We start from the raw sequence: 22,973 nt of genomic DNA, 5'->3' as shown, positions 1-22,973 counted from the left end.
CTGCCGTGCGCGGATCAATCGGCCCGTTGACCGGCTGGAACACAGCCGGCTTCCGATCAGGGGCCGTTGGGGCTCGGCGTGCTGCCCCCACCGCTGGTGCCGCCGCCGGGGAAGTTGTTGTCCCCGGATGTGACGGCGGTGGCTTGGCCGCCCGGGGTTCCGCCGCCGGCGGTGCCGTTTGCGGCAACTTGCGTGGCAGCGGCCGGATTGCCCGCGACGACGCCGGCATAGGCCGCCGCCTGAAGCGCGCGATCGCCGGTCGACGACGCGGCCAGGACATAGATCGCCGTTGCGAGATCGGTATCGTTTGCGGCGTAGCTCCGCACCAGCGCCTTGATCGCCGCTGTGACGGCGGCGGGGTCGCCGGCATTCATCGCCGCGACGATCTGCGCCGCCAGCGTCGCCGATACCTGGACGCTCGCATTGTCCGCCAGCGTGACGGTGACGTTGCCGCTCACGGGATCGGTCACGACGGTGGCTGCCGCCAAGGCAGCGGGCGCCGCCAACGTCGTCAGCGAGACACCTATCGCGATGCTCGTCGAAACCAACAACATACGCGCGGACCAGAAGCGCATTGGCCCCTCCACCTAGTAACCCAAAATGAACTCTACGCGGGAATTAAGACGATTGGCCAGAAGCGTCTTGGGCTAAGACGGTGCGATGCAGCATAAATTGGAATACAGGCCGCCAGCGTGTCTCTTGGGGAACGCTTTCGCCTAAATTTTGAGCATTTTGCGGCGGGCGTTTTGTCGCTCCGTACTGGAACCTAGCAGGCGAGGCGGTGAGGCTCAGGCCGCGCCAGCCGGCGTGGCCGGACCGGCCGGTGATCGACCGGTCCGGCCACGCCGACGCGGTATTGGCGGAAATTTCTTGTGCAACCCAGCCGTGCATTACCTGTTCAAGTACAGAATCCATAAAATTTGAATCAAGTTAAGTAAAAAGTCCCATAGAACTTGAATTGGTTTTGAAGTTCCCGGAACCCGGAAGATTAACAGGCGAGAAGTCATGATGCCCTAGCTGGTGCTGTTGGGGCGTTTCATGTGCGATTACAAAACCCATTATTGTGGGCGTGCGGTAGCTTTTGCCTTGTTTTTTATGGTTTCCGCCTGTTCAACTCTTCCGGGCGTAAGTACACCGTTGCCGCTGGGATTACCCACGGCGGCGCCGTCTGGCTATGTCGTGCTTTGTGCGCACGAACGGGATCAATGCCCGGCCAAGCCGGCCAATGGGCCGACGGCGGTCGTTTACGAAGTGCCGCGGACCGATGGTCCGCTCACGCCCGACCGCTGGCTTGCGCTCGACTCGGTCAACCGCGAGGTCAACCGCCGCGTGCGCTACGTCACCGACCAGGACCGTTTCGGACAGCCGGATGTCTGGGAGCCGGCGACCACGGAAGGCGACTGTGAGGACTATGCCTTGGCAAAGCGTCAGATGCTCTGGGCGGCAGGCTGGTCGCCAAGCGAACTGAGTCTTGCCCTCGTGCAGTCGCCGCAGACCGGTCCGCATGCCGTTCTGATCGCCAATACCGCGCAGGGGGCCTATGTGCTGGACAATGCGAACAACTGGGTGCTGCCCTGGAGCGAGACGAACTACACCTGGGTTACGGCACAGGATGCCGACGGCCAATGGCGGGTTGCAGGGGCGAACGCCCAGGCCGTGCTTCTCGCAGAGGCCGCAGCCGAGCGCGGCGGAATGGCACCGGCCGGTCTGGCGAGGCAGCAAGTCGCGAACCTCTCGGCAAAGGCGGCTCAGCCGGCGGGCTCGGATGCTTCAGGTCGACAGGTACCAGACCTCGGCGCCATGGAACCCGGCAGCCGTTAGCTTGCCCGTCGCATAGGCCCCGGTGTCGATGCCGATGCGGCCCGGGCCGACGACGACGTCTTCATGGGGCGTGTGCCCATAGACCACGGTCTGCGGCAGGGCGCGCCCGGCGGCGGTGAACTCTTCGCGGATCCAGAGGAGATCGCGCTCCGACTGGTATTCGAGCGGAATCCGCGGCCGCACCCCGGCATGGACGAAGACATAGTCGCCGATGGCCGCATGCAGGCGCAGGTTGTTGAGAAAATCGAGATGCTCGCGCGGAAAAGCGGCTGCGAAGGCCCGCGCCGTCGCGGGCCAGTCGATCTCGGCCCCCTGACGCAGGATCGCCACGCCATAGCTGGTGAGGGTCTGCAAGCCGCCGAAATCGCGCCAGACCTCGCCGAATTTCGGATCGCCCAGGAAATCGAGCAAAGCCTCCTCGTGATTGCCTTTGAGGAAGTGGCAGTCCCATCCGCGCGGGAGTCCGGTCAGAAGAAGATCGATCACGCCGCGCGAATCCGATCCGCGGTCGACATAGTCGCCGACGAACACGACGATGGGGCGCTGTGCCGCCGCGCGGGCCTGCACATCCTCCTCGATCCGCGCGACCAGCGCCGCCAGCAGATCGCTGCGGCCATGGATGTCGCCGATGGCGTAGACGAGCGCGCCTTCGGGGACGCGCGACGGCTTGGCGTGGTCCCGCCGCCCGCCGGTGAAGGCCGCGCGAAGCGAGCGGCCGACACGGCCCAATGCAGATGCGACGTCGTTCATAAGATCGCCAGGAAGCGGCAGGCCAGCTTAGTTGCGATTGGCCGGCGGAGCCATGCCGGAGTTCGCGGCGGATGCCGAAGCGGATTGCGATCCGATTTTCGGGTGCAGCAGGCAGTCATAGGCCGCGAGCAATTTGGGCGCCTCGCGCTCCCATACGAGTTCCGTCTCGACCCGGTTGCGGCCGAACGCGCCCATGGCGGCCCGCTTGGCCGGATCGTCGAGGAGCTCAAGGATTTTGCGCGCGAAATCCACCGGATCGTTGGGCGCCGCATAAAGCGACGCCTCGCCGGCGGAGTAACGCCCCTCGGTTAGCTCGAACTGCACGATTGGCTTGGCGAGCGCCATGTATTCCATGATCTTGTTCATGGTCGATTTGTCGTTCATCGCGTTGACGCGGTCGGGATTGACGCAGACATCGGCGGTGTTCAGCACCTCCAGCAGCACGTCGTCCGGGACGCGGCCGTAGAATTCGACCTGGCCGTCGACGCCCAGCCGGACGGAGAGCGCCTTCATCGCGTTCAGCGCCGGTCCGCCGCCGATGATGGCGAAGCGGATATCCGTCCGGCCGAGCGTCTGGGTCATGTGCTTCGCCGCTTCGAGAAGAAGATCGATCCCCTCCTGCTGGCCGATCACGCCGACATAGCCGATCAGGTGGCGGGCGCCGTGCTTGCGTGCGGCGTTCGGCGGCACGATGCGCAGGCGCTCCAGCTTGGGTCCGGAGCGCACGACGAAAACCTTGTCCGGCGCCATGCCGCCGCGTTCGATCGCGATCCGCCGGTAGGATTCGTTGGTGGCGAGCGAGGCGTCGGCGGCATGGAAGGTGCAGCGCTCCAGCCAGCAGAGGAGTTGATAGAAGCGGTCCTTGCTGCCGAATTTCGCCAGATAGAGTTCGGGGTTGATGTCGTGGTGATCGAACAGGAACTTCTTGCCGAGGAGCTTGAAGGGCCATGCGATCAGGAAGATCGTGTCGGGCGGGTTGCAGGCATGGATCACGTCGAAGCCGTGCCGCAGCCAGATCCAGCAGGTCAGGACGAATTCGAAAAACAGCGCGCTGGCATATTCGACGACATAGCCGAGCCCGCCCTCGGCATCGAACGGCAGCGGATGGCGATAGATGTGGATGCCGTCCAGGACTTCATGGGATTTCCGCGCGTCCGCCCCCTTTGGGCAGATCACCGCCACGCGATAGCCCGCGGCCTGCAGGGTCGTCGCCTCGGACCAGACCCGCCGGTCGAACGGCACCGGCAGGTTCTCCACGATGATCAGGACGCCGCCGCGAGAACTACCAGTTGATGCCAATGTAGTTCCCTCCCAGCGTCTCCAACTCGCGGAAGCGCACGAGATCGACCAGCGTCTGCTGCGGTGTCAGGCGACCGGCGAGGCTTGCGAACGCCGGATCGCGATTGCCGACGACCAGGATCTCGGCATGGCCGATCGCCGCGTCGACGGTGTCGAGCATCAGGTCGGAAAGATGCGGAATCGTGTGGAGGATGTAGTCGCGGTTCGCGCCGACGAGGCGGGCGAGCTGCACGTTGCGGTCGAAGATGCGCAGCTGATACCCCTTGCCGATCAGCCGCTCCGCCAGCTCGACCAGCGGGCTCTCGCGCAGGTCGTCGGTCCCTTCCTTGAAGCTGAGGCCGAGAAGCGAGATCCGGCGCCCCCCCAGGCCGACGATCTTCTGCAAGGCGCGCTCGACCTGATGGACGTTGCTTTTCAGGATCGCGTCGAGCACCGGCAATTCCAGGTCGTGGCTGCGGCCGAAATAGGTCAGGGCGCGGCAATCCTTGGGCAAGCAGGAGCCCCCGAAGGCAAAGCCCGGCTTGAGATAGACCGGCGAGATGTTGAGCTTCGTGTCCTGGACGAACGCATCCATCAGCGCATGGCTGTCGACGCCGCGCGCCTGGCAGATGTTCCCGATCTCGTTGGCGAAGGCGACTTTCAGCGCATGCCAGCAATTGTCGGCGTATTTGACCATCTCGGCCGTCTCGGGCGGAAACACGATCAGCGGACCGGGCAGGCCTTCATACAGTGCGGTGACGCAGGCGATCGTATCGGCATCGGTCGCGCCGATCACCGTCTTGGGCGGATTGTGGAAGTCCCGGACCGCGGTGCCCTCGCGCAGGAATTCCGGGTTCACGCCGACGCCGAAATCGCGGTGCGCCCGCTTGCCGCTGGCGGCCTCGAGCGCCGGAATGACGACGTCGTGCAGCGTGCCCGGCAGGACCGTCGAGCGGATGACGACGTGATGGCGCCGATCCTGGCCCTTCAAGGCCGCACCGATCTCCTCGCAGACCGCGCGGATCGCCGAAACGTCGAGATTGCCGTTGCGCGCGCTGGGGGTGCCGACGCAGATCAGCGACAGGTCGCTGGCGCCCACGGCGTCCGCGGCATCGGTGGTCGCGCGCAGCCGTCCATCGGCGCGCGCGCGCGCGATGAGCCCCGCGACCTCGGCCTCGATGACCGGCGTCTCCCCGTTGTTGATGAAAGCGACCTTGGTCTGGCTCTTGTCGACTCCGGTCACGTCGTGTCCGCGTTCGGCCAGGCAAGCGGCCGACACCGTCCCGACATAGCCAAGTCCAAATACCGCGATACGCATGATCCCCCCGTCGCCTTTCGCGACACTAGCAGGGGAGATTGCCGCCAACCACGGCAATCGGCGCGCCGAATGCCGCGCCGGACGGCGGCGCTATACCGAGATCGCGGAACCGCGCAGAAACTCTTCGAGATTGATCAGAGTCCAGATCGCGGATTCGTGGTTCTTCCGCCCGTCCTCATGCTCGGCCAGCACGCGGGCGACGCACTGCCGGTCCAGCATCCCCGCGATGCGCGCATCGGGCGCAAGCAGCAGATCCGTCACATAGCTGCGCATGCTCGTCCGGAACCAGACGCCCACCGGCACCCGGAAACCCACTTTCTTGCGGTGGAGCGTCTCGGCCGGCAGCACGCCGGCCATCGCCGCACGCAGGACGCGCTTTCCGCCGCGTCCCTGCGCATAGAACGACTCGTCGAAGCCGGCGACGGTTTCGGCCAGCGCTACGTCCATGAACGGCATCCGGCCCTCGATCGCCGCCGCCATCATCATGCGGTCGGCGCGTTCGAGCAGGTTGTCCGGAAGGTAGGATGTCTGGTCGAAATGCTGCATCCGGCGTATCGCGCTCGCCGACCGGCTCGAGAAGGGAAATTCGTCGAGGGCCCGCCTTTCGCCGCGGCCCGCCAGCAGGTCGTCGCGGAGCGCCGGCTCCATCGCGGCGAACCATCCCAGCATGCGCGTCTGGAAATCCGGCTCCGTCGCGGCGCGTGCGAGGATCTGCAGCCGGCGGCCGCGATCGCCCAAAAGGCCGGCGGCGGCACGCAGCATCCGTTTGACGCCGTCCGGCGAGGATCGCTGGAACGCGTCGAGCCAGGGCTCGGCCCGGTATTTGGGATAGCCTGCGAGCAGCTCGTCGGCGCCTTCGCCGGTCAATACCATTTTCACGCTGCCCGCCGCCGCGCGGGACAGTTCGAGCATCGGGATGTCGGCCGGCTCCGACAATGGCGCGCCGCGAAACCGGATGGCGTCGGGAATGCGGTCGCGGACGATGCGCCAGTCGATGATCAGCTCGTGATGTTCGGCCGAAACCAGGCTTGCGATTTCGCGCGCATAGCGCAATTCGGAATATTCCGCCTCATGGAAGCCCACGGAGAAGGTCTTGATCGGCTGCGAAAGCTGCCGCGCCATGAGCGCGGCGATGGAGGACGAATCCAGCCCGCCGGACAGGAAGACGCCGAACGGCGCGTCGCTGCGCAGGCGGAGGCGGATCGATTCCTCCAGCTTGGCCCGGAACAGGCGGGTGGCGTCTTCGAACTTCCGCACCGTGACCGGCCGGTCCGCCATGGTCGGCGGCGTGTAGTAGCGGCGGACGTCCAGGCGCCCGTCCCGCCAGACCGCAAGATGGCCCGGCGGCAGCTTCTTGACCGGCTTGTAGAATGTGTGCGGCCCCGGAACGTAGCGGCTGAGCAGGTAGTCTCGGACCGAAGCCGAATCGAGCTCGGCCGCGACCAGGCCGGATTGGACGATCGGCGCGATCTCCGATGCGAAGACGATGCCGTCCTGGGGCTCCGCGAGGAACAGCGGCTTCTTGCCGAACGGGTCGCGGACCAGCACAAGCGTCTTTTCGACGTCGTCCCACAGCGAAAACGCGAACATTCCCCGCAATCTTCCAAGCGCGGCTTCACCCCACGCCACCCAGGCGATCAGCAGCACTTCGGTGTCGGAATTCGACTTGAAGCCGTATCCCAGCGCCTCGAGCTCGCGGCGCAACTCGAGGTAGTTGTAGATCTCGCCGTTGAGCGACAGGACCCAGCGGTCCGCATGGACCATCGGCTGGCTGCCGCCGGCCGTCAGGTCGATGATCGCGAGGCGGCGGTGACCGAATCCGACCTGCCAGGTCGATCCGTCTTTCGCGGATGTCCAGACGCCCGAACCATCCGGTCCGCGATGGGCCAGAAGATCAGTCAGGCTTTGAAGTCGCTGGACGGGTATCCTAGGCTCGCTGCGGAGCGCGTACCCGAAGATGCCGCACAAATCGAACTCCGCCCCGAATCGTTTACAAGCAAATCGTCTTATGCATGCGAAACTGCGCTGGTGCGCTTTACTTCCATTTAACGAAAGTTTTTTGGATGGTTGTTCCGGAGTGAAGGGCCTAAATTAAACGATGTCAACATCCATGTTGCTTAGCCGAATGCAGGACGCAATACTTACCGTCGTCCAGGCGCTGCGCCGTGGCCGGAGTCCGGACTGAATGCAGGTCGACGTCGTCATCCCGACTGTCGATCGCGACAGGCTTCTCGTCGAGGCGATTCAAAGCGGCCTGCGCCAGAAGGTGCCGTTCGGCGGCGTCGAGATCATCGTCGTCGACAATTCTCCGGACGGCAGCCAGAGGCAGATCGTTGAAGGGCTTGCGTCGGACGCCGCCGCGAATGTCCGCCTGCGCTGCATCCACGAGCCCCGGCCGGGACTTGCCTTCGCGAGAAACCGGGGCGTCTTGGAGTCGAACGGCGATTTCATCGTTTTTCTCGATGACGACGAAGTCGCCGCGCGCGACGACTGGCTGGCGAAACTGGTCTGTGCGCTCGTCCAGACCGAAGCGGATGTGGCGTTCGGTCCGGTCGTCCCGCAATTCGAGAATCCGCCGGCCCGGTTCAAGGACTTCGCCACGAGCCTCTACTCGCGGCAGGTGCATCGTCCGGACGGCGCCACGATCACCGACCTTGCGGCGCTGCTCGGCACCGGCAATTCCTGTTTTCGTCGCGCCACCTGCTTCGATGGCGGCGACGAGCCCTTTCGGCACGCCTTCGACAAGACGGGGGGCGAGGATATCGACCTGCTGTACCGGCTGCGCCGGCGCGGCAAGCGCTTCGTCTGGGCCGCCGACGCGCCGGTCGCCGAATTCGTTCCCGGCGCGCGGCTCGAGCGCCGCTATCTCTCCGACCGTCGTTTCCGGCAAGGACAGCAACGCGCCTATCTGCAGATCTCGGCCGCGCCGCGCCGCTACGATGCACTGCTGTTCTGGATGGCGGCCGGCGTGGCACAGGCGGCCTATCATGCATCGGCCGGCCTGATCGCGGGCCTGCTGGGACGGAGCGAATCCGCCGAACGGCACCGGATCCAATATTGGGGCGGCGTCGGAAAAGTGCTGTGGCAGGCCCGGCATCGCCGCGAATCCTACGGTACCCAAGGCTGATGCGCGTCGCGCTCGAGATGTCGCCGTGGTGAGAAGGCTATCGGACAAACTGCGTTTTTGGACTCGGAGCAGTCGATGGCGCCGATACTGTCTCGCGTCCGGCATCGGGTTGGCGGCCCCCATCGCGCTGTGGTTTCTCGGCTGGATTCTGGTGGGCGACGATCTCCTGCCGGTGCGCTGGGGCGCCTATGCCGCGCCCTGGCTCGCGCTCCTGGCGGCGGCGGCGGCGCTCCTGTTCGCCGCAGCGCGGACCTGGCCCGCGGCCCTTGCGATACTGATCGTCGGGCTGCTCATCCTGGCGCCGGTGGCCAAGCGGTTCGATCCCGCACGGTGGGGCCGCACGGCCGCGGCCGGCGAGCTTCGCGTCATGTCGTTCAATGTCAGTACGATGAACTCCGATTTCCCGTCGGTCGCCCGGCTGATCGCGCGCGAGCGGCCGGATGTGATCTTCCTCCAGCAATTGGTCGACCTGCCGCGGCTGGATGCCGAGCTGGCGCGATTGCCGGCCGTCCCGAAATTCGCCGGTTTTCCCGCCCACGGGGCGGATATGATGATCCTCTCGCGCTTTCCGATCGGCGCGGGCCGGCTCTATCAGGATAGCGCGACGGCGATCGTGACCGTCGGAGGCTGTCCGCTGCGCCTATGGAGCTTCCACGCGCCGCATGGCCAAAACGGCGTGGCCGCCCAGAGCCGGTTCTTTTCGGAGGCGGCCGCGTCCGTTGCGGACGAGCCCCTGCCGGTCATCGCCGGCGGCGATCTCAACAGCACCGAGTTCAATTCCGTCCAGGCGCCGTTGCGCGCCGTCCTGCGTGACGCCAATGATGACGCCGGCGCAGGCCTGGGTTTCACATTTCCGTCGCGGGTGCGTCGCTTCGGGATGCTGGGGACGCTGTTCCGGATCGACTATATTTTCTCGCGGGGCGTCACCGCCGTGGCGGCATGGACCGTCGACGACAATGCGGGCTCCGATCATTTCCCCGTCATGGCTGCATTCCGGATTACGGACGCGTGCCGGCGGAAATCTGGTAGATAACGCATCGAACGCCGCGGCCATCGCACAGTCCGGGGACATGACGCACTGGCTTCTCATCAAGGGCAAGGCCGGCCTGGGCAACAGGCTGCTCTCCACGCTTTGCGGGATCGCGTTCGGCCGGATGGCGGGGCGACGCATCGTCGTGGATTGGCGCGACGACGCCTATGCCGCGCCCGGCGTCAATGCTTTCCACCGGCTGTTCCAGTCGCCGGTGGTCGAGGAGTCGTGGCCGTTCGATCCGACCGTCGCAAGCGTTGCGCCCGCCATCTGGCGCAGCCACCTGGATTGGACCGTGTCGCGGATGATCGGGACCTTCGATCCGCACCGCTTCAAGGATCCGACGGTCTATCGGACCTATTGCTGCGATCTGTCGACGCTCCGCCAAGCCGAGGACGTCCTCGTCTATTGGTCCTATCTTCCGAAGTTCCGCCGGATCCGCCGTCATTTCGCGGGTGAGCTCGCGGCTGCGAAGCGCCTGCCCGATCATGCGTTGATCCGGTCTCTGATGGACCGCTATGTCGCGCTGCAGCCGCATATCGCCGCCGAGATCGATGCCTTCGCCGCCGCGCGGTTCTGCGGACCCATGATCGGCGTCCATGTGCGCCAGTCCGACCGCTCCACCCCGCTCGCGCGGCTTCGCAAGGATGTGGCGACGCTGCTGGCGCGGGCGCCGTCGGCGACGATCTTTCTTGCGACCGACAACCTCGCCATCCAGCGCCAGTTCGAGCAGAGCTATCCCAATGTCGTCGTCACGGACAAATGGCTGCCGGCGCCTGGCGAGGCCGTGCATTACAACCGCGCCGACGCCGATCCCGAACGCTCGGCGATCGAGGCGCTGAAAGACATCTACCTGCTGTCGCGCTGCGACTACCTGGTCTATCCGCGAGGCTCGACCTTTTCCTATCTGGCGCGATGCCTGGGCGGTTTCGCGGACGGCAACGTCATCGACGTCGAACGCCATGCGCCGATCGTCCTGGCCAAGCGCGCCATCCATTCGTGGATCTAGGACTTCAGCAGGTCCTGCGCGACGAACAGATAATTGTCGCGGTTGCGGTGGATGAAGGACAGGCCGGCGCCGCGCAGCCGCGCGATCATGCGCAGGACTTTGCCCAGCGAGGTCGGCGTGTCGAATTCGACGCAGAGGATCGACGGAAGCACGCCGTCGCCCAGCATGCCGTCCAGCACATCCCGCCAGGCGCCTTCGATGTCCATCTTCAGCAGGTCGATCCGCCGGTGGCCGAGCCGTTCCATCAGCGTTCCGAGCGTGAAGCATTCGGCTTCGAAATATTCCCCGGTCGCGTGGATGTCGCGCACCGAATAATTCGCGTGGCGCCGGTTCATCGGCGCAAAGAAGCGCAGGCGGGCGTTCGTCTTCCAAAGACCCCAGGGGTGGAAATCGATCCCCGTCCCGGCGGCGCCGATCTCGCCCATATGCGCGATGGCGCTCGGCGTGGGATCGAAGGAATGGACCTGGGCATGGAGGTCTCGTGCCAGCGCCACGTCGAAGCTCGCGTTCAGGCCGACGCCGACGCAATAACAGACGGCGCCCGGCTTGATCAGCTCCACCGGGACGATCCACGCCCCTTCGCCCTCGCCGAGGGAGACCAGGGCCAGGTTCCGCCCCTGCGTCTCGACGACAAGCGGAACGACCGCCCGCGCGATGCGCTTGTTGGTCCAGTTGTAGCCCCGCTTCAGGACGCCGAGCAGCGACGGCATTTGCACCTCCGGGATTCCTTCGCCGGGCTTTGCGGCAAAGGTCGAAATGAGAGGTCCGCGGATCGGCCAGCGCCGCGGCCGGCCGTCTGACCGGCCGTCCTTGACACGCGTGCCGGCCTTCGACCGTATTGCCATCTAAGGGGTTTTTGCGGCCTTTGTGCAACGATGCCGCGACGGCGGCGCATCAGCGATTGGAACAGCGGCCACCGTGAGCAGGATTGTCGCAGTTCCGGCCGCGGGCCGCCTCGAGCTGGACGCTCCCCTGGCACCGGGCCGCTATGCGGTGCGGATCCTGGAGTGCCCCAGCGGCGGCGCAAAACTGAGTCTGCGATTTGGCGACGACGAGGCTTATGGACGTTTGCCGGCGGCGGCGGGGCACCGCTATCTGCTGCAGCTCCGCCGGCCGGCGACCGCGCTTGCCTTGGTCGCGCCGGCCGCCGGCACGCTGAAGATGGCGATCGGGAGACTTGGCGCGCTCCCTGCCGCATGGCATGCGGCGCGGCACGCCCGGGTCTTTCCGAGCAACCGCATCGCGCTCGGCGGCGGGACCGCGACCCTGCTCGAAACCGCTGCCGGGGATGTGCGGTCGCAGATCCAGGCCTATCGCAGCGATCTCCACTTCTGGCAGCTGGGATTGGAAGACGACGCGGATGCGGTCCGGCGTCATCCGGAATTGGATGCGGGCTGGCCGCCGCACGAAGGAATTTTCCGTCCCGCGAGACCCGCGCGCCCTGGCGGGATCGGCGTCGTCGTGCATCTCCACTATGCGGAGCTGTGGGACGAGATCGCGGCCTGTCTTTGCCGGATGGAACGCCCTTTCGACCTGCATGTCGGCCTGACCGCGCCGTCGCGGGATCTCGAGCGGAGGATCGCCGAGACGTTTCCCGGCGCGACGTTCCACGCGTTCGAAAACCGCGGCCGCGACATCGGCCCCTTTGTCGACCTGCTCGGCCGCGGCGTCCTCGATCGCTATGCCTATGTCTGCAAGCTGCACGGCAAGCGCTCGCTGCAGTCCGGCACCACGCGCGACTTCGGCGCGCGCTGGCGGCGCCATTGCTATGTCGAACTGCTGGCCGCGCCGGGGCGCGCCGAACGCCTGCTGGATGCATTCGACCGCGACCCCGGGCTCGGCTTGATCGGGCCGGCCGGCAACCGCATCCCGAACCGCCGCTATGCACCGCGCGCCGCCTGGGGCGGCAACCGGGCGCTCACCCTGCAGGTCGCGCGGCGCATGGGGATCGCCGAAGCCGATTTCGCCCTCGATTTCTTCGCCGGCTCGATGTTCTGGGTGCGGCCCCAGGCCTTGCAGCGGTTGCGCGGGCTCGGCCTGCAGCAGCGCGATTTTCCGCCCGAAAGCGGGCAGAGGGACCGCACCTTGCAGCATGCGATCGAGCGATTATTCCTTTCCGCCGTGCGTGCGGCGGGATATGGCGCGGCGGAGAGCGGCGACTTTGATTGAAGCGATGGACCGCGGCGACGACCCCTGGATGGCATTCGCTGACCCGCCATCCGCGCTTGACGGAAGGCCGGCATGACCTTCGCATCCACCGTCGCGACGAAATGGGGGAACTTCCGGAAGTTCGCCGTCGAATGGCGGCACGGAAACATCCACACACGCCGCTCGGCCGGTGCGCTCGCGCAAGCGGCGGCGGGCGATCGCGCCGGGCGGCACGTGGTCTTCCTGATCGCCGGCGCGAACATCGTGAATGGCGGCCTGATGTCGATCGCCTCGATCGCGCGGGAGTCGGCGCGGCTGCTGTCGCCGCGGGGCGTCCGGGTCTCGGTCTGCACCGCGCTCGGCCAGCAGCCGCTGCGCCGTCTCGACAAGTTCGACAACACGGCGGCGCTGCTGCCGTTCGGCGCGCTGCTGGAGTGCCTCGCGGCGGGAAGCCGCGTTCTGGTGCACGTTCCCGAATGCGCCGTCGAGCAGATGATCCTGGATCATGCCGCGCTCTTCGCCCGGCCCGGCGTGTCCTGGTCGTTCAACATCCTCCTGCAGAACATCGATTTCATTCCCTCCAGGGAGGTCGTCGCGCGGCTTCAGGGGCTGGGTCCGGTGACGGCCACGGTCGCCCACGCCGCCTATGCCGATGCCGGGACCGCCGCGCGGCTCGGCTGCCCGGTCCATCTTCTTTCGACCTGGGTCAGCCCCGAGGAATTCCGCCGGAGCGGCTATGCCGACAAGGAGCGCCTGGTCGTGGTCTCGCCCGACCCGAGCCCCTTGCGGCGCAGCGTCCTCGCCGCGATCGCACAAGCCCTTCCGGACCATCGCATCGTCGAGATCCGCGACATGACCTATCGGCAGTACAAGGCCACGATCGCGCGCGCGAAATTCGCCTTTACCTTCGGCGAGGGGCTCGACGGCTATTTCGTCGAGACGGTCTTCAGCGGCGGAATCGGGATGGCGGTCTACAACAGCCGCTTCTTCACGCCCGACTATGAGACGCTGCCCGGTCTGTTCGCGGATCTGCAGGACGACGTGTCGGCGATCGCCGCCTTCCTGCGCGCGGCGGACCGGCCGGAAAGATACGGGGAGGTCGCAGACCGTCAATTCGCGATGCTGGCGAAGAAATATGTGCGCGCCGAATATCTGAGCAATCTCGAAAGCTATTACGCGACCTACCAGGCATCGCTCCTCGCGCCGGACGACGGGCCGCGCTAGCGCGACGGTCCGGAGAGCCGGGCGAGCCGCGGTGCCAGGACTTGCGCAAGCTTGCTCCGAAGCAGCGAAGAACCGGCGCAGGCGGCGGCCGTCACCACGGCGCCGCTCGCCGCCACCACCGCCAGGGCGGGCCAGCGACCCGCCGGCAGCGCGATCGCCGCGGACAGCAGCCAGCCCGCCGCCAGGCTCGGCAGCGCGATCGACAGGATGTCGCGCGTCACCCATCGCCAATGCCGGCCTTTCATAAGCCTTGCATGGATCAGCGGGACCCAGGCGATGGCGTAGAGGCCGTTGACCGCCGCCCAGGCGGCGCCGGTCCCGACCGCGCCGTAATATTCGGCGCCGAAGACCAGGAGCGGGACGAGCAGCACGAAGATCAGCGCATTGCCCAGGAAATGCAGCCGCAGATCGCCATACGCATATTGGATGTAATAGGCGAAGGCGTTCAGGATCACGAAGCCGTTGCCGATGGCATAGAGGCGCAGGATCGGCGCCGCCTGCTCCGCGATCGACGGGTTGCCGGTCCAGGCGCGTAGGATCGGCCCGGCGAAGAAGCACAGGATCGCGACCGCGGGGAACGCCAGCACCGATGCGACCTGGGTCGCGTCGCCGTAGAGCTGGACGGCGCGCCCCGTGTCGCGCTCCGCGACCAGCTTCGTCAGGCGCGGCAGCAGGGCCTGTCCCAAGGGGCCGCCGATCGAATTGAGCGCGCCCGCGGCGACGGCGGCGAGGGAGAACACGCCGTATCCGGCAAGCGGCAGGAGCTTGGAGAGCACGAGCTTGTCGGTCTGCGAGATCACCACCCAGATGGTCGCGGTGAAGGCGATGGTGAGCGAAAACGCGACATTCGCCCGCAGCGGCTTCCACGAGAACGGCTCCCGGGGGCCTGCCCCGAAGGCGACGAGCCTGTAGGTCATCGCGGCGAGGCCGAGCATTTCGGCGAGGGCGACGATCAGCTGATAGGCGAAGAAATTCACCGGCGAGGCGCCGAAGACGTGGAACACGGCCAGCACGCCCACGAAGCGGCAGGTGGCGATGACGATGTTGTAGCTCGCGAGCCAGACCTGCCGCTCGAAACCGGCGACCACGCCGCGATAGAGGCCTGCCACCCAGCGCAGCGGCACCGTCAGCCCCATCAAGACGATGGCCTGGGACACCTCGGCGAGCGGCAGCACCTTCACCTGGAGCCATTGCGCCGCGATCTGGTCGGAGAACAGGATCATGACGGCGGCGCCCAGCACCGAAACGGCGCCGAAGATCGCCTCCAGCGCCCGGAGATAGGAGCGCAGCGTGCCGGCGCCGATCACCCCGCCGCGGAACCGCGCAGTCTCGCGCACCAGCGTCGGCGTCAAGCCGATGTCGAGCAGCTGGAACCACGACGTCATCATCGTGAAGAAGCCGATGAGGCCGTAGGCCTCGGCGCCCATATAGGACAGGTAGACCGGCGCCATCACGATTCCGACGGCGACCAGGTAGACCTGGCTCACATAGTTCGCGGCGATATTGTATCGCAGGGTGTATTTCGGCGGCGACAAACACGAACTCCCTTGCGTGCGCCGTCCGGCGGCGCCAGGTGGACCCGCCGCGCCCGCGACCGGCGCCGCAACTGGAAACCCTACGGGAAAGTGCGATACCCTGTCGCAAACTCGCGCGACGGAGCGGATATTGCAATTGGCCATCTATGGCGCAGGCGGGTTCGCGCGCGAAATCCTCGGGCCGGCGCGGCTGCAGTGCGGCGAAGCGGGCGGGGCGTCCGGCGAAAGCGTGGTGTTCGTCTCCGACATTCGCGACGACCTCGCAAAGCCCCTCGACGATGTGCGGGTGATCGCATTCGACGCGCTCACCGGGCCTTCGCATCGCGCGCGGCAGATCGTGATCGCCATCGCGGACGCGGCGGTCCGTCGCGCCGTCGCGGCGCGTTGCAAAGCGGCCGGCATGCGGTTCCTGCCTGCCCTCAGGGCGCCGACGCACCGTACCGCCCAGCCGGAGTCCAATCTGGGCGAGGGTGCGATCTTCTGCGATTTCACCATGGTGACCGCGGCCAATGTGCGGATCGGGGCGCACTTCCACTGCAACATCTATTCCTATGTGGCGCATGATTGCGTGATCGGCGATTTCGTCACGTTCGCGCCCAGGGTCTGCTGCAACGGCAATGTCGTCGTCGAGGACGACGTCTATGTCGGGACGGGCGCGGTCATCAAACAGGGCCGCCCCGGTGCGCCGCTCGTGATCGGAAAAGGCGCCGTGATCGGGATGGGTGCCGTGGTGACGAAAAGCGTCGCGCCCGGTGCCGTCGTCGTCGGCAATCCGGCCCGCCCGATGCCGCAGCGCTGAAGGCTACCGCCCGCGTCCGGCGTCGCGCACGATCCCGGCGATCCGGCGCGCCGCGTCGTGTTCGAGCTCCGAGAAGATCGGCAGGCAAAGCACCTCCTGCGCGATCCGGTTCGCGACGGGCAGCCGCTCCGCTGCGGCCGAGGGCAGCGCGCGATACATCGGCATGCTGCTGATCAGCGGATAGAAATAGCGCCGGGCATGGATGCCGTGCTTGCGCAGCGCCTCGTACAATCCGTCGCGCGACAGCCCATAGCCGGGCTCGACGAATATGGGAAAATAGGAATGGTTCTGCGTCACATCCGCGGGCGGCGCGGCGAGACAGCGGATCCCTTCGACGCCGTGCAATTCGGCGGCATAGATCTCGGCGATCCCGCGGCGCGCCGCGATCGCCGCCGCGAGATGCTTGAGCTGCAGAAGGCCCAGGGCGGCCTGGAACTCGTTCATCTTTCCGTTGATGCCCGGCGCGGTGACGGTCACCTCGTCGGCAAAGCCGAAATTCTTCAGGTAGTCGATGCGCTGCTTGGTCTGCGCGTCCGGGCAGATGATGGCGCCGCCCTCGAAGGTGTTGAAGACCTTCGTCGCGTGAAAACTGAGGACCGACAGGTCGCCATGGGCGAGGACGCTCTCGCCGCCGCGGCGCACCGCAAAGGCATGCGCGGCATCGTAGATGATATGCAGATCGTGCGCGTCTGCGATCCGCTGGATGGCGTCGACGTCGCACGGCGTGCCATAGCAATGCACCGGCAGCAGGGCTGTCGTCCGGGGCGTGATCGCGGCTTCGATCGCGGCGGGATCCATGTTGCAGGTGCCCGGATCGATGTCGACGAACACGGGCTGGAGATTGTTCCAGAGCAGCGAATGCGCGGTCGCCACGAAGGAATAAGGCGTGGTGATCACCTCACCCGTGACCTGCAGGGCCTGCAGCGCCACCATGAGGCCGATGGTTGCGTTCGACACGAGCGCAAGATGGCCGACGCCGAGATATTCGGCGAGCCGGACTTCCAGCTGCTGATGAAACGGCCCGCCATTGGTGAGCCATTTGCTGTCCCAGATGCTCTCGAGATAGGGAAGCAGTTCCGCGAGCGGCGGAAGCGAGGGCTGCGTCACGTAGATCGGTTTGTTGTCGGTCACGCCGAAGTCCTGCCCTATGCGCCGACCGAGCGGGTCCGGAACATGTCCGTCTGGTAGCATATCCGCGCGCGCAACGTATACGGCGGCGGCAGAGGCGGCCTGTCCTTGGCAAGGAATTCCGGATAGAACGCAGCGTCGATTTGAGGCTGCTGAAGCTGCTTAACGTCAAGAACGGCGCCTCGCGGCGGTTGCATCCTTTGATGGCGGGACCCGCCGCGGCGCCCGGCTTGATGCGCCGCCTTGCGGTGGCGCCGCGCCTGGCGGCGTGGCGCCACGGACGCCGTGTCGCGCTGCCGGTGGCTGCCTTCATCGCCTCGTTGGTCTGGCCCGCGAGCCTCGCGATCGTTCTTTTCGGGCTCTTCCTGCCGCTCTACCGGATCGCGCTGCTCGTCCTGCTGCCGCTCTCCGTTGCGCGGCTTGCGCGCCTGGGGGCGAGACTTTCGGCGCCGGACCTCTTCATCGCGGGATTTGCGGTCCTGCAGGCGGTGTCGCTCCTCATCCATCATGGGCTGTTCGCCGTCGTCAGCTCGGTGGATTCCCTCGGCGTCAGGTCGCAGACCAATGTCCTGCTGAACTGCGGCACGGTCATGCTGGAAACCCTCGGGCCCTATTTGCTGGCGAGGGCGTTCATCCGGACGCCGGCCGATGTCTCCGCGGCGGCCCGGTTGTTGATCCTGATCGTCGGCGTTCTGGCCATCGTGGCCCTTGTCGAGTCGGTCTCGGGCCGGCAGTTGTTCGGCGGGCCATCCTATCTCGGCACGCTCAGCCGCTTCGGATTTCACAGGGCGGCGGGCCCGTTTCCCCACCCGATCCTCTGGGGCGTGTTCGCGGCCAGCATCTTCGCTCTCGCCCTGTCGCGCGACGTCGTTTCCTCGAGGCTGCCCGTCCGCGTCGGAGCCGCCCTGGTCGTCCTGGCCGGTGTCGCCACTTCGATCTCGTCCTCTGCCTTCGCCGTCGTCGCAGTGCAGGTGCTGCTGCTCGTCTGGTTCATCTCCACCAGGCCGTTGCGGCATCGGCTGGCGATCTTCATTGCGGGTTGCGTCGGCATCTATGTCTTCATCGATGTGTTTTCCAACCGCACGCCGGTGCAGGTCCTGTTCGACTATGCGGCGCTCAATCCGTCGACCGGCTTCTACCGCACGATCATATGGCAGGTCGGCTGGAACGATTTTCTCGGCTCGCCCATCACGGGCATCGGATACGACAATTGGGCGCGGCCCGTGTGGCTGGGCCCGACGGTCGATGCGTTCTGGCTCGTGATGCTTCTCCGTTACGGTCTTCTCGCGGTTGCGCCGTTCATCCTGGGCGTGGCGACGAGCCTGTTGCGCGCGGTGCGGGATCTGCCTTCGCCGGCACAGGCGAAGCATCTCCACTTGGCGTATTTCTGGCTCGCTTCGGTGATTTCGCTCATTATTGCCGGCTTCACCGTGCATTTCTGGCTTCAGAGCTATGTCGAATTCTTCTTCCTGCTCGGCATGTGGGGCGCTTTCGCCGCGCCGCAGACCGTAAGGCGCATGGCGCAGCCGGTCCGGCGCTGAAGCAGCGTCAGTTGGATTCGAACTTGCCCAGCATCCAGGTCTGCCGCGCGCGCCACACGTCGCGCCAGACGGCGTCGCGCCGTCCGAACAGGAGGCGCATGATGGCCGGCCGCAAAGCCAGCAGCGCGAGCGCCAGGGGCTGGATGGGCCGCGACAGGTGGCGGCGGATCAAGAGCGCCTTCGCCGCGAGAAGGCGCTTGTTCTTTCGCGCATTGTCTCTCTCGGTCGCGCCGCCGTAATGCACGATCGTTGCCTCCGGCGTGATCGCCGGGCGGGCCCCGTCGGCACGCGCCCGCAGGCAAAGATCGGCGTCCTCGCCATACATGAAGAATTCCGGCGCGAAGCCGCGCAGCCGCCGCCAGGTCTCGGTCTCGATCATCAGGAAGCATCCCGTGACGATGTCGACCTCGCGCTCGCTGTCGCGCGTCCAGCCGCCATAGGCCTCCGAATGAAACACCGGCGAGTCGGGAAACGCCTTCGCCAGTCCGACCGACCGGCACAGCAGGTTCCAAAGGGTCTGCCGCCGCCAGCACGACGTCGGATTGAGCGTGCCGTCGCCGAACAGCGTCCGTCCGCCCCAGATGCGCGCTTGCGGCCGGCGCCGCGCAAAGGCGACGAGCTCGTCGACCGCGCGATCCAGCACGACGGTGTCGGGATTGAGCAGCAGGAGGTAGCGTCCGCGCGCCCGCTCGGCCGCGAGATTGTTGGCCGCGGCGAAGCCGAGATTCGCGGTCTGCGCCAGCAGCAGGAAATCCGGAAACTGCGCGGCGATCGCTTCTGCCGACCCGTCCTTCGACGCATTGTCCACGACGATCACCTCGTAGCCGGCATCCCGGGTCTCGGCGACGACCGAACGGAGACAGGCCAGGGTCATCTCCCGCGTGCCGTAGCTGACGACGATGATGGAGACGACCGGCAGCGGACCGCCGCTATCTGGAGATCGCGTCCCGGACGTGCTGACATGCTCGGACGGACTCACGATCCCTCATACTCGGCGACGGCGGCGTCTCGGCGCGGCCGGCCTGATCGACGATAGCAAACCATTGGACAGTATACCCATGACATTTGATCAGCGCCTCGTGATTTCGCGCCGATTGGAAAATGCCGCCTTCTATCTGCTCCTGCTGGTCGTCGCGCTCGCGCCGCTGCCGTTCGGTTCCAACGGACCGGAGAGCACCTGGATCCTGTCGGGGGCGTCCGGCGCCGTCCTGCTGCTGGTCGCCCTTGCCGGCGTGCTCGATCCGGCCCGCTATCCGTCCTTCGGGGCGCCGCTGCTCGTCGCGGCGCTCGCCTGTTTTGCCGCCGTCGGCGTCTGGGCGCTGGTGCAAATGATGCCCGGACTTCCGGCGCCGCTGCCGCATCCCTTATGGGCCGAGCGCGCCAGGATTCTGGGCATCGAGGCCGGCGGGACGATCTCGATCGATCCGGACCTGACCCTCGCCGCCCTCGCCAAATCCGCGGGCTATTTCGCCATCGGAGCCGCGACGCTGTTCCTTCTGCGCGACGCATCGCGCCGGCGGACGGCCTGCACCGTGCTGGCGATGGCCGGCGGCGTCTATGCCGCCTACGGCCTGGTCACGTGGGCCGCCGGCGATTGTTGCGTCGTCTGGCAGAAGAAGACCGCCTATCTCGGCGTCGTCACGGGTCCCTTCATCAACCGCAACAGCTTCGCGACCTATCTGGGACTGGTCGCGCTCGTCCCGTTCGGTCTTCTGCTGCGGGGGCTCGGCGAGCTGCGCCGCGTCGCCGCCGCGTCCGTATTTCGTCGCTTGGCGACGCGGCTGCAACTGCTCCTGGTCGATCACTGGGCGATGATCGTCGTTCTGCTGCTGCTGGTCGACGCCTTGCTCTGCACCTTGTCGCGCGCCGGCATCACCTCGGCGATCCTCGGCGCCGCGACGCTCGTCCTGCTGGCGTCGCAGGCCGGCGTCTTCGGGTCGAAGCGCCGCCGCGTCCTGCACCTGGCGGCCTTTGCCGGCATCGTTACGCTGACGCTCGCGATCTTCGGCGGCGCGCTGCTCGGGCGCATCGCCGACGAAGGGGTCGAGGACGTCGACCGCACCCAGTCCTGGAAGATCATCGTCAGCGGGATCGAGGCGTCGCCCTGGCTGGGGCACGGCTTCGGCACGTTTCCGGAGGCCTTCCCGCTCTATCGCGACGACCGCCTCGCCTCGCGGCGCTATTGGGACAAGGCGCAGGACACCTATCTCGAGCTGGCGCTCGATCTCGGCGTACCGGCGACGGCGGTCCTGCTCGGCGGCTTCGCCGCGCTCCTGGCGCAATGCGCCAAGGGCTTGTCGCGGCGCCGGCGCGAGCGGCGGATCTTCCCGGCCATCGGCATCGCCGCCACGGTGCTGATCGCGGCGCATTCGGTCTATGATTTCTCGATGCAGATCCCGGCGGTCGCGACGACCTTCGCCTTCATCATCGCGATCGCGCTCGCCGAGAGCGGGCTCTGGCGCGGGCGGGGCGCCGATCAGTCTTCGGCGACCTGAAGCAGGTATTGGCCGTAGCCGCTCTTCTCCAGGCCGCGCGCCAGCGCGACCAGCTGCGCACGGTCGATGAAGCCCTTGCGATAGGCGACCTCTTCGGGACAGCCGACCTTCAGGCCCTGGCGCATTTCCAGAATGCGGACGAACTCGCCCGCCTCCATCAGGGACTCATGCGTGCCGGTGTCGAGCCACGCCATGCCGCGGCCCATCACCTCCACCGACAGCGAGCCGTCTTCGAGATACATGTTGTTCAGGGTGGTGATCTCGAGCTCGCCGCGGGCCGACGGCTTGATCCGGGCCGCGAAATCCGCGGCGCGCCCGTCGTAAAAATAGAGGCCCGTCACCGCGTAATTGGATTTCGGCATGGCCGGCTTCTCCTCGATCGACAGGGCGCGGCCCTCGCCGTCGAATTCGACCACGCCATAGCGCTCCGGATCGCGCACCCGATAACCGAACACGGTGGCGCCCGCGGGCCGCGCGGTGGCGCGCAGCAGCATCTCGGGCATGCCGTGGCCGAAATAGATGTTGTCGCCCAGGATGAGGGCGCTTGGCGCCCCGCCGACGAACGCGGCCCCCAGGATATAGGCCTGGGCGAGTCCCTCGGGGCGCGGTTGAACGACATAGGACAGGCGGATGCCCCATTTTTCGCCGGTTCCGAGCAGGCGGCGGAAGGCGCTCTCGTCCTCGGGCGTGGTGATGACCAGGATGTCCCGGATCCCCGCCAGCATCAGCGTCGACAGCGGGTAATAGATCATCGGCTTGTCGTAGACCGGCAGGAGCTGCTTGCAGGTCGACAGCGTCAAGGGATAGAGCCGCGTACCCGACCCGCCCGCCAGCACGATCCCCTTCATGTCCGGCCCTCCCGACGCGCGATCCCGATCTCGTCCAATACCAGCGCCAGCGAATCCTGCCAGCGCGGCCGGGCGATGCCATAGACCCGCTCGATCTTCGTGCAGTCCAGCCGCGAATTCAAAGGCCGCCGCGCCGCGGTCGGATAATCCGCCGAAGCGATCGGCACGACACGCGCCTTGATGCCGGCCGAGGCCGCGCATTGCGCGAAGATCGCCTCGGCGAAGCCGCGCCAGGTGACCTCGCCGCGGTCGGCATAGTGGAAGGTGCCGAACCGGGCCGGCGCCGGGTCGCGCAGCATCGCCCGTGCCACCGCCAGGACCGCCTGTGCCAGGCTGGCAGTCGAGGTGGGCGCGCCGTGCTGGTCGTCGACGATCCGCAATTCGTCGCGCTCCGCGCCCAGCCGCAGCATGGTCTTGACGAAATTCGTGCCGTCCGCGCTGTAGATCCAGGAGGTGCGCAGGATCGCATGCGCGGCGAGCGCCGCGCGGATCGCCTGCTCGCCGTCGCGTTTGCTGCGGCCATAGGCACCGAGCGGATGGACCGGATCGTCTTCGCGGTAAGGCGCCGCCTTCAGGCCGTCGAAGACATAGTCGGTGGAGACGTGGACGAGCCCGATACCCCGTGCGTGGCAGGCCTGCGCCAGCGCGCCGACCGACTCGGCATTGACCGCCTGTGCGACGACTTCTTCGCTCTCGGCCTTGTCGACCGCGGTGTAGGCGGTCGCGTTCACCACCAGGTCGATGGCGCCGCTTCCCAGGACGGCGTCGCGCACCTGCTCCGGCCGGCGGAAATCGGCGTCCTGCCGGGCGAGGACATGCAGCCGGACGCCGTCTTGCGCGGAGGCGGCGCGCTGCAGGGCGCGGGCAAGCTGCCCGGTCGCGCCGAACTGCAGGATCGTGATCGGTTTTGCGTCCTGCACAG

General features: G+C 66.7%; 20 protein-coding genes. 9 read left to right on the top strand and 11 right to left on the bottom strand.

All coding sequences use genetic code 11. The features are described from left to right. Positions 1-56 precede the first annotated feature (56 nt). Positions 57-575, bottom strand: coding sequence for a hypothetical protein (locus WDM91_12475; GenBank protein MEI9995404.1), 519 nt, complete (start codon positions 573-575; stop codon positions 57-59). A 463-nt stretch (positions 576-1,038) separates the two neighbouring features. Between WDM91_12475 and WDM91_12470 the strand changes: the two genes are divergently transcribed. After that, positions 1,039-1,821 carry a transglutaminase-like cysteine peptidase gene (locus tag WDM91_12470; GenBank protein ID MEI9995403.1) on the top strand — a complete coding sequence of 261 codons (783 nt, stop codon included), beginning with the start codon at positions 1,039-1,041 and terminating at the stop codon, positions 1,819-1,821. Here WDM91_12470 and WDM91_12465 read toward each other — a convergent pair. The 4 genes from WDM91_12465 to asnB form a co-directional block, all read right to left on the bottom strand. Continuing rightward, on the bottom strand, positions 1,771-2,571 hold the full coding sequence (locus tag WDM91_12465; GenBank protein MEI9995402.1) for a metallophosphoesterase family protein: 801 nt from the start codon (positions 2,569-2,571) through the stop codon (positions 1,771-1,773). The two genes, WDM91_12470 and WDM91_12465, sit on opposite strands and share 51 nt — an antisense overlap. A gap of 27 nt (positions 2,572-2,598) precedes the next feature. Continuing rightward, complete coding sequence (locus tag WDM91_12460) at positions 2,599-3,870, bottom strand: glycosyltransferase family 4 protein (GenBank protein MEI9995401.1); 1,272 nt, start codon at positions 3,868-3,870, stop codon at positions 2,599-2,601. Then, complete coding sequence (locus tag WDM91_12455; protein MEI9995400.1) at positions 3,854-5,167, bottom strand: UDP-glucose/GDP-mannose dehydrogenase family protein; 1,314 nt, start codon at positions 5,165-5,167, stop codon at positions 3,854-3,856. The genes WDM91_12460 and WDM91_12455 overlap by 17 nt, the downstream gene beginning before the upstream one ends. 90 nt (positions 5,168-5,257) lie before the next feature. Continuing rightward, the gene (gene asnB / locus WDM91_12450) at positions 5,258-7,135 is read right to left on the bottom strand and encodes an asparagine synthase (glutamine-hydrolyzing) (GenBank protein ID MEI9995399.1); all 1,878 of its coding nucleotides are present in this window, start codon (positions 7,133-7,135) and stop codon (positions 5,258-5,260) included. A gap of 217 nt (positions 7,136-7,352) precedes the next feature. Here asnB and WDM91_12445 point away from each other — a divergent pair, with 217 nt between their 5' ends. The 3 genes from WDM91_12445 (at position 7,353) to WDM91_12435 (ending at position 10,333) form a co-directional block, all read left to right on the top strand. Further along, positions 7,353-8,294 (top strand): glycosyltransferase, encoded by a 942-nt coding sequence (locus WDM91_12445; GenBank protein ID MEI9995398.1) that lies wholly within the window; start codon positions 7,353-7,355, stop codon positions 8,292-8,294. 109 nt (positions 8,295-8,403) lie between these two features. After that, a complete protein-coding gene (locus WDM91_12440) occupies positions 8,404-9,327 on the top strand; it encodes an endonuclease/exonuclease/phosphatase family protein (GenBank protein ID MEI9995397.1) in 924 nt (307 codons plus the stop codon). 37 nt (positions 9,328-9,364) lie between these two features. Then, complete coding sequence (locus WDM91_12435; GenBank protein ID MEI9995396.1) at positions 9,365-10,333, top strand: nodulation protein NodZ; 969 nt, start codon at positions 9,365-9,367, stop codon at positions 10,331-10,333. On the opposite strand, the gene WDM91_12430 is transcribed toward WDM91_12435, so the two are convergent. Further along, positions 10,330-11,043 (bottom strand): FkbM family methyltransferase, encoded by a 714-nt coding sequence (locus WDM91_12430; protein ID MEI9995395.1) that lies wholly within the window; start codon positions 11,041-11,043, stop codon positions 10,330-10,332. The genes WDM91_12435 and WDM91_12430 overlap by 4 nt on opposite strands. A 208-nt stretch (positions 11,044-11,251) precedes the next feature. Here WDM91_12430 and WDM91_12425 point away from each other — a divergent pair, with 208 nt between their 5' ends. After that, entirely contained in the window at positions 11,252-12,502 is a 1,251-nt protein-coding gene (locus WDM91_12425; GenBank protein ID MEI9995394.1) for a rhamnan synthesis F family protein, read from the top strand. A 72-nt stretch (positions 12,503-12,574) separates the two neighbouring features. Next, a complete protein-coding gene (locus WDM91_12420; protein ID MEI9995393.1) occupies positions 12,575-13,705 on the top strand; it encodes a hypothetical protein in 1,131 nt (376 codons plus the stop codon). Here WDM91_12420 and WDM91_12415 read toward each other — a convergent pair. After that, positions 13,702-15,240 (bottom strand): oligosaccharide flippase family protein, encoded by a 1,539-nt coding sequence (locus tag WDM91_12415; protein ID MEI9995392.1) that lies wholly within the window; start codon positions 15,238-15,240, stop codon positions 13,702-13,704. The two genes, WDM91_12420 and WDM91_12415, sit on opposite strands and share 4 nt — an antisense overlap. Positions 15,241-15,376: 136 nt before the next feature. Here WDM91_12415 and WDM91_12410 point away from each other — a divergent pair, with 136 nt between their 5' ends. Next, on the top strand, positions 15,377-16,039 hold the full coding sequence (locus WDM91_12410; protein ID MEI9995391.1) for a hypothetical protein: 663 nt from the start codon (positions 15,377-15,379) through the stop codon (positions 16,037-16,039). A 3-nt stretch (positions 16,040-16,042) separates the two neighbouring features. On the opposite strand, the gene WDM91_12405 is transcribed toward WDM91_12410, so the two are convergent. Then, on the bottom strand, positions 16,043-17,170 hold the full coding sequence (locus tag WDM91_12405; GenBank protein MEI9995390.1) for a DegT/DnrJ/EryC1/StrS family aminotransferase: 1,128 nt from the start codon (positions 17,168-17,170) through the stop codon (positions 16,043-16,045). A 200-nt stretch (positions 17,171-17,370) separates the two neighbouring features. Between WDM91_12405 and WDM91_12400 the strand changes: the two genes are divergently transcribed. Further along, positions 17,371-18,708 carry a hypothetical protein gene (locus WDM91_12400; GenBank protein ID MEI9995389.1) on the top strand — a complete coding sequence of 446 codons (1,338 nt, stop codon included), beginning with the start codon at positions 17,371-17,373 and terminating at the stop codon, positions 18,706-18,708. Positions 18,709-18,715: 7 nt separating this feature from the next. Here WDM91_12400 and WDM91_12395 read toward each other — a convergent pair whose 3' ends face one another. After that, a complete protein-coding gene (locus tag WDM91_12395; protein ID MEI9995388.1) occupies positions 18,716-19,687 on the bottom strand; it encodes a glycosyltransferase family 2 protein in 972 nt (323 codons plus the stop codon). Between the two features lie 79 nt (positions 19,688-19,766). On the opposite strand from WDM91_12395, the gene WDM91_12390 reads away from it, so the two are divergent. Continuing rightward, complete coding sequence (locus tag WDM91_12390; GenBank protein MEI9995387.1) at positions 19,767-21,203, top strand: O-antigen ligase family protein; 1,437 nt, start codon at positions 19,767-19,769, stop codon at positions 21,201-21,203. Here WDM91_12390 and rfbA read toward each other — a convergent pair. Both rfbA and rfbD read right to left on the bottom strand, forming a co-directional pair. Beyond that, complete coding sequence (gene rfbA / locus WDM91_12385) at positions 21,185-22,051, bottom strand: glucose-1-phosphate thymidylyltransferase RfbA (protein ID MEI9995386.1); 867 nt, start codon at positions 22,049-22,051, stop codon at positions 21,185-21,187. The genes WDM91_12390 and rfbA overlap by 19 nt on opposite strands. Continuing rightward, entirely contained in the window at positions 22,048-22,971 is a 924-nt protein-coding gene (gene rfbD / locus WDM91_12380) for a dTDP-4-dehydrorhamnose reductase (GenBank protein ID MEI9995385.1), read from the bottom strand. Before rfbD ends, rfbA begins: the two co-directional genes overlap by 4 nt. Positions 22,972-22,973: the final 2 nt, after the last annotated feature.

The organism is Rhizomicrobium sp. (genome assembly GCA_037200385.1).
GTDB lineage: Bacteria > Pseudomonadota > Alphaproteobacteria > Micropepsales > Micropepsaceae > Rhizomicrobium.
The sequence above is the reverse complement of the archived record's forward strand: the minus strand, read 5'-3'. Positions and strand labels throughout refer to the sequence as shown.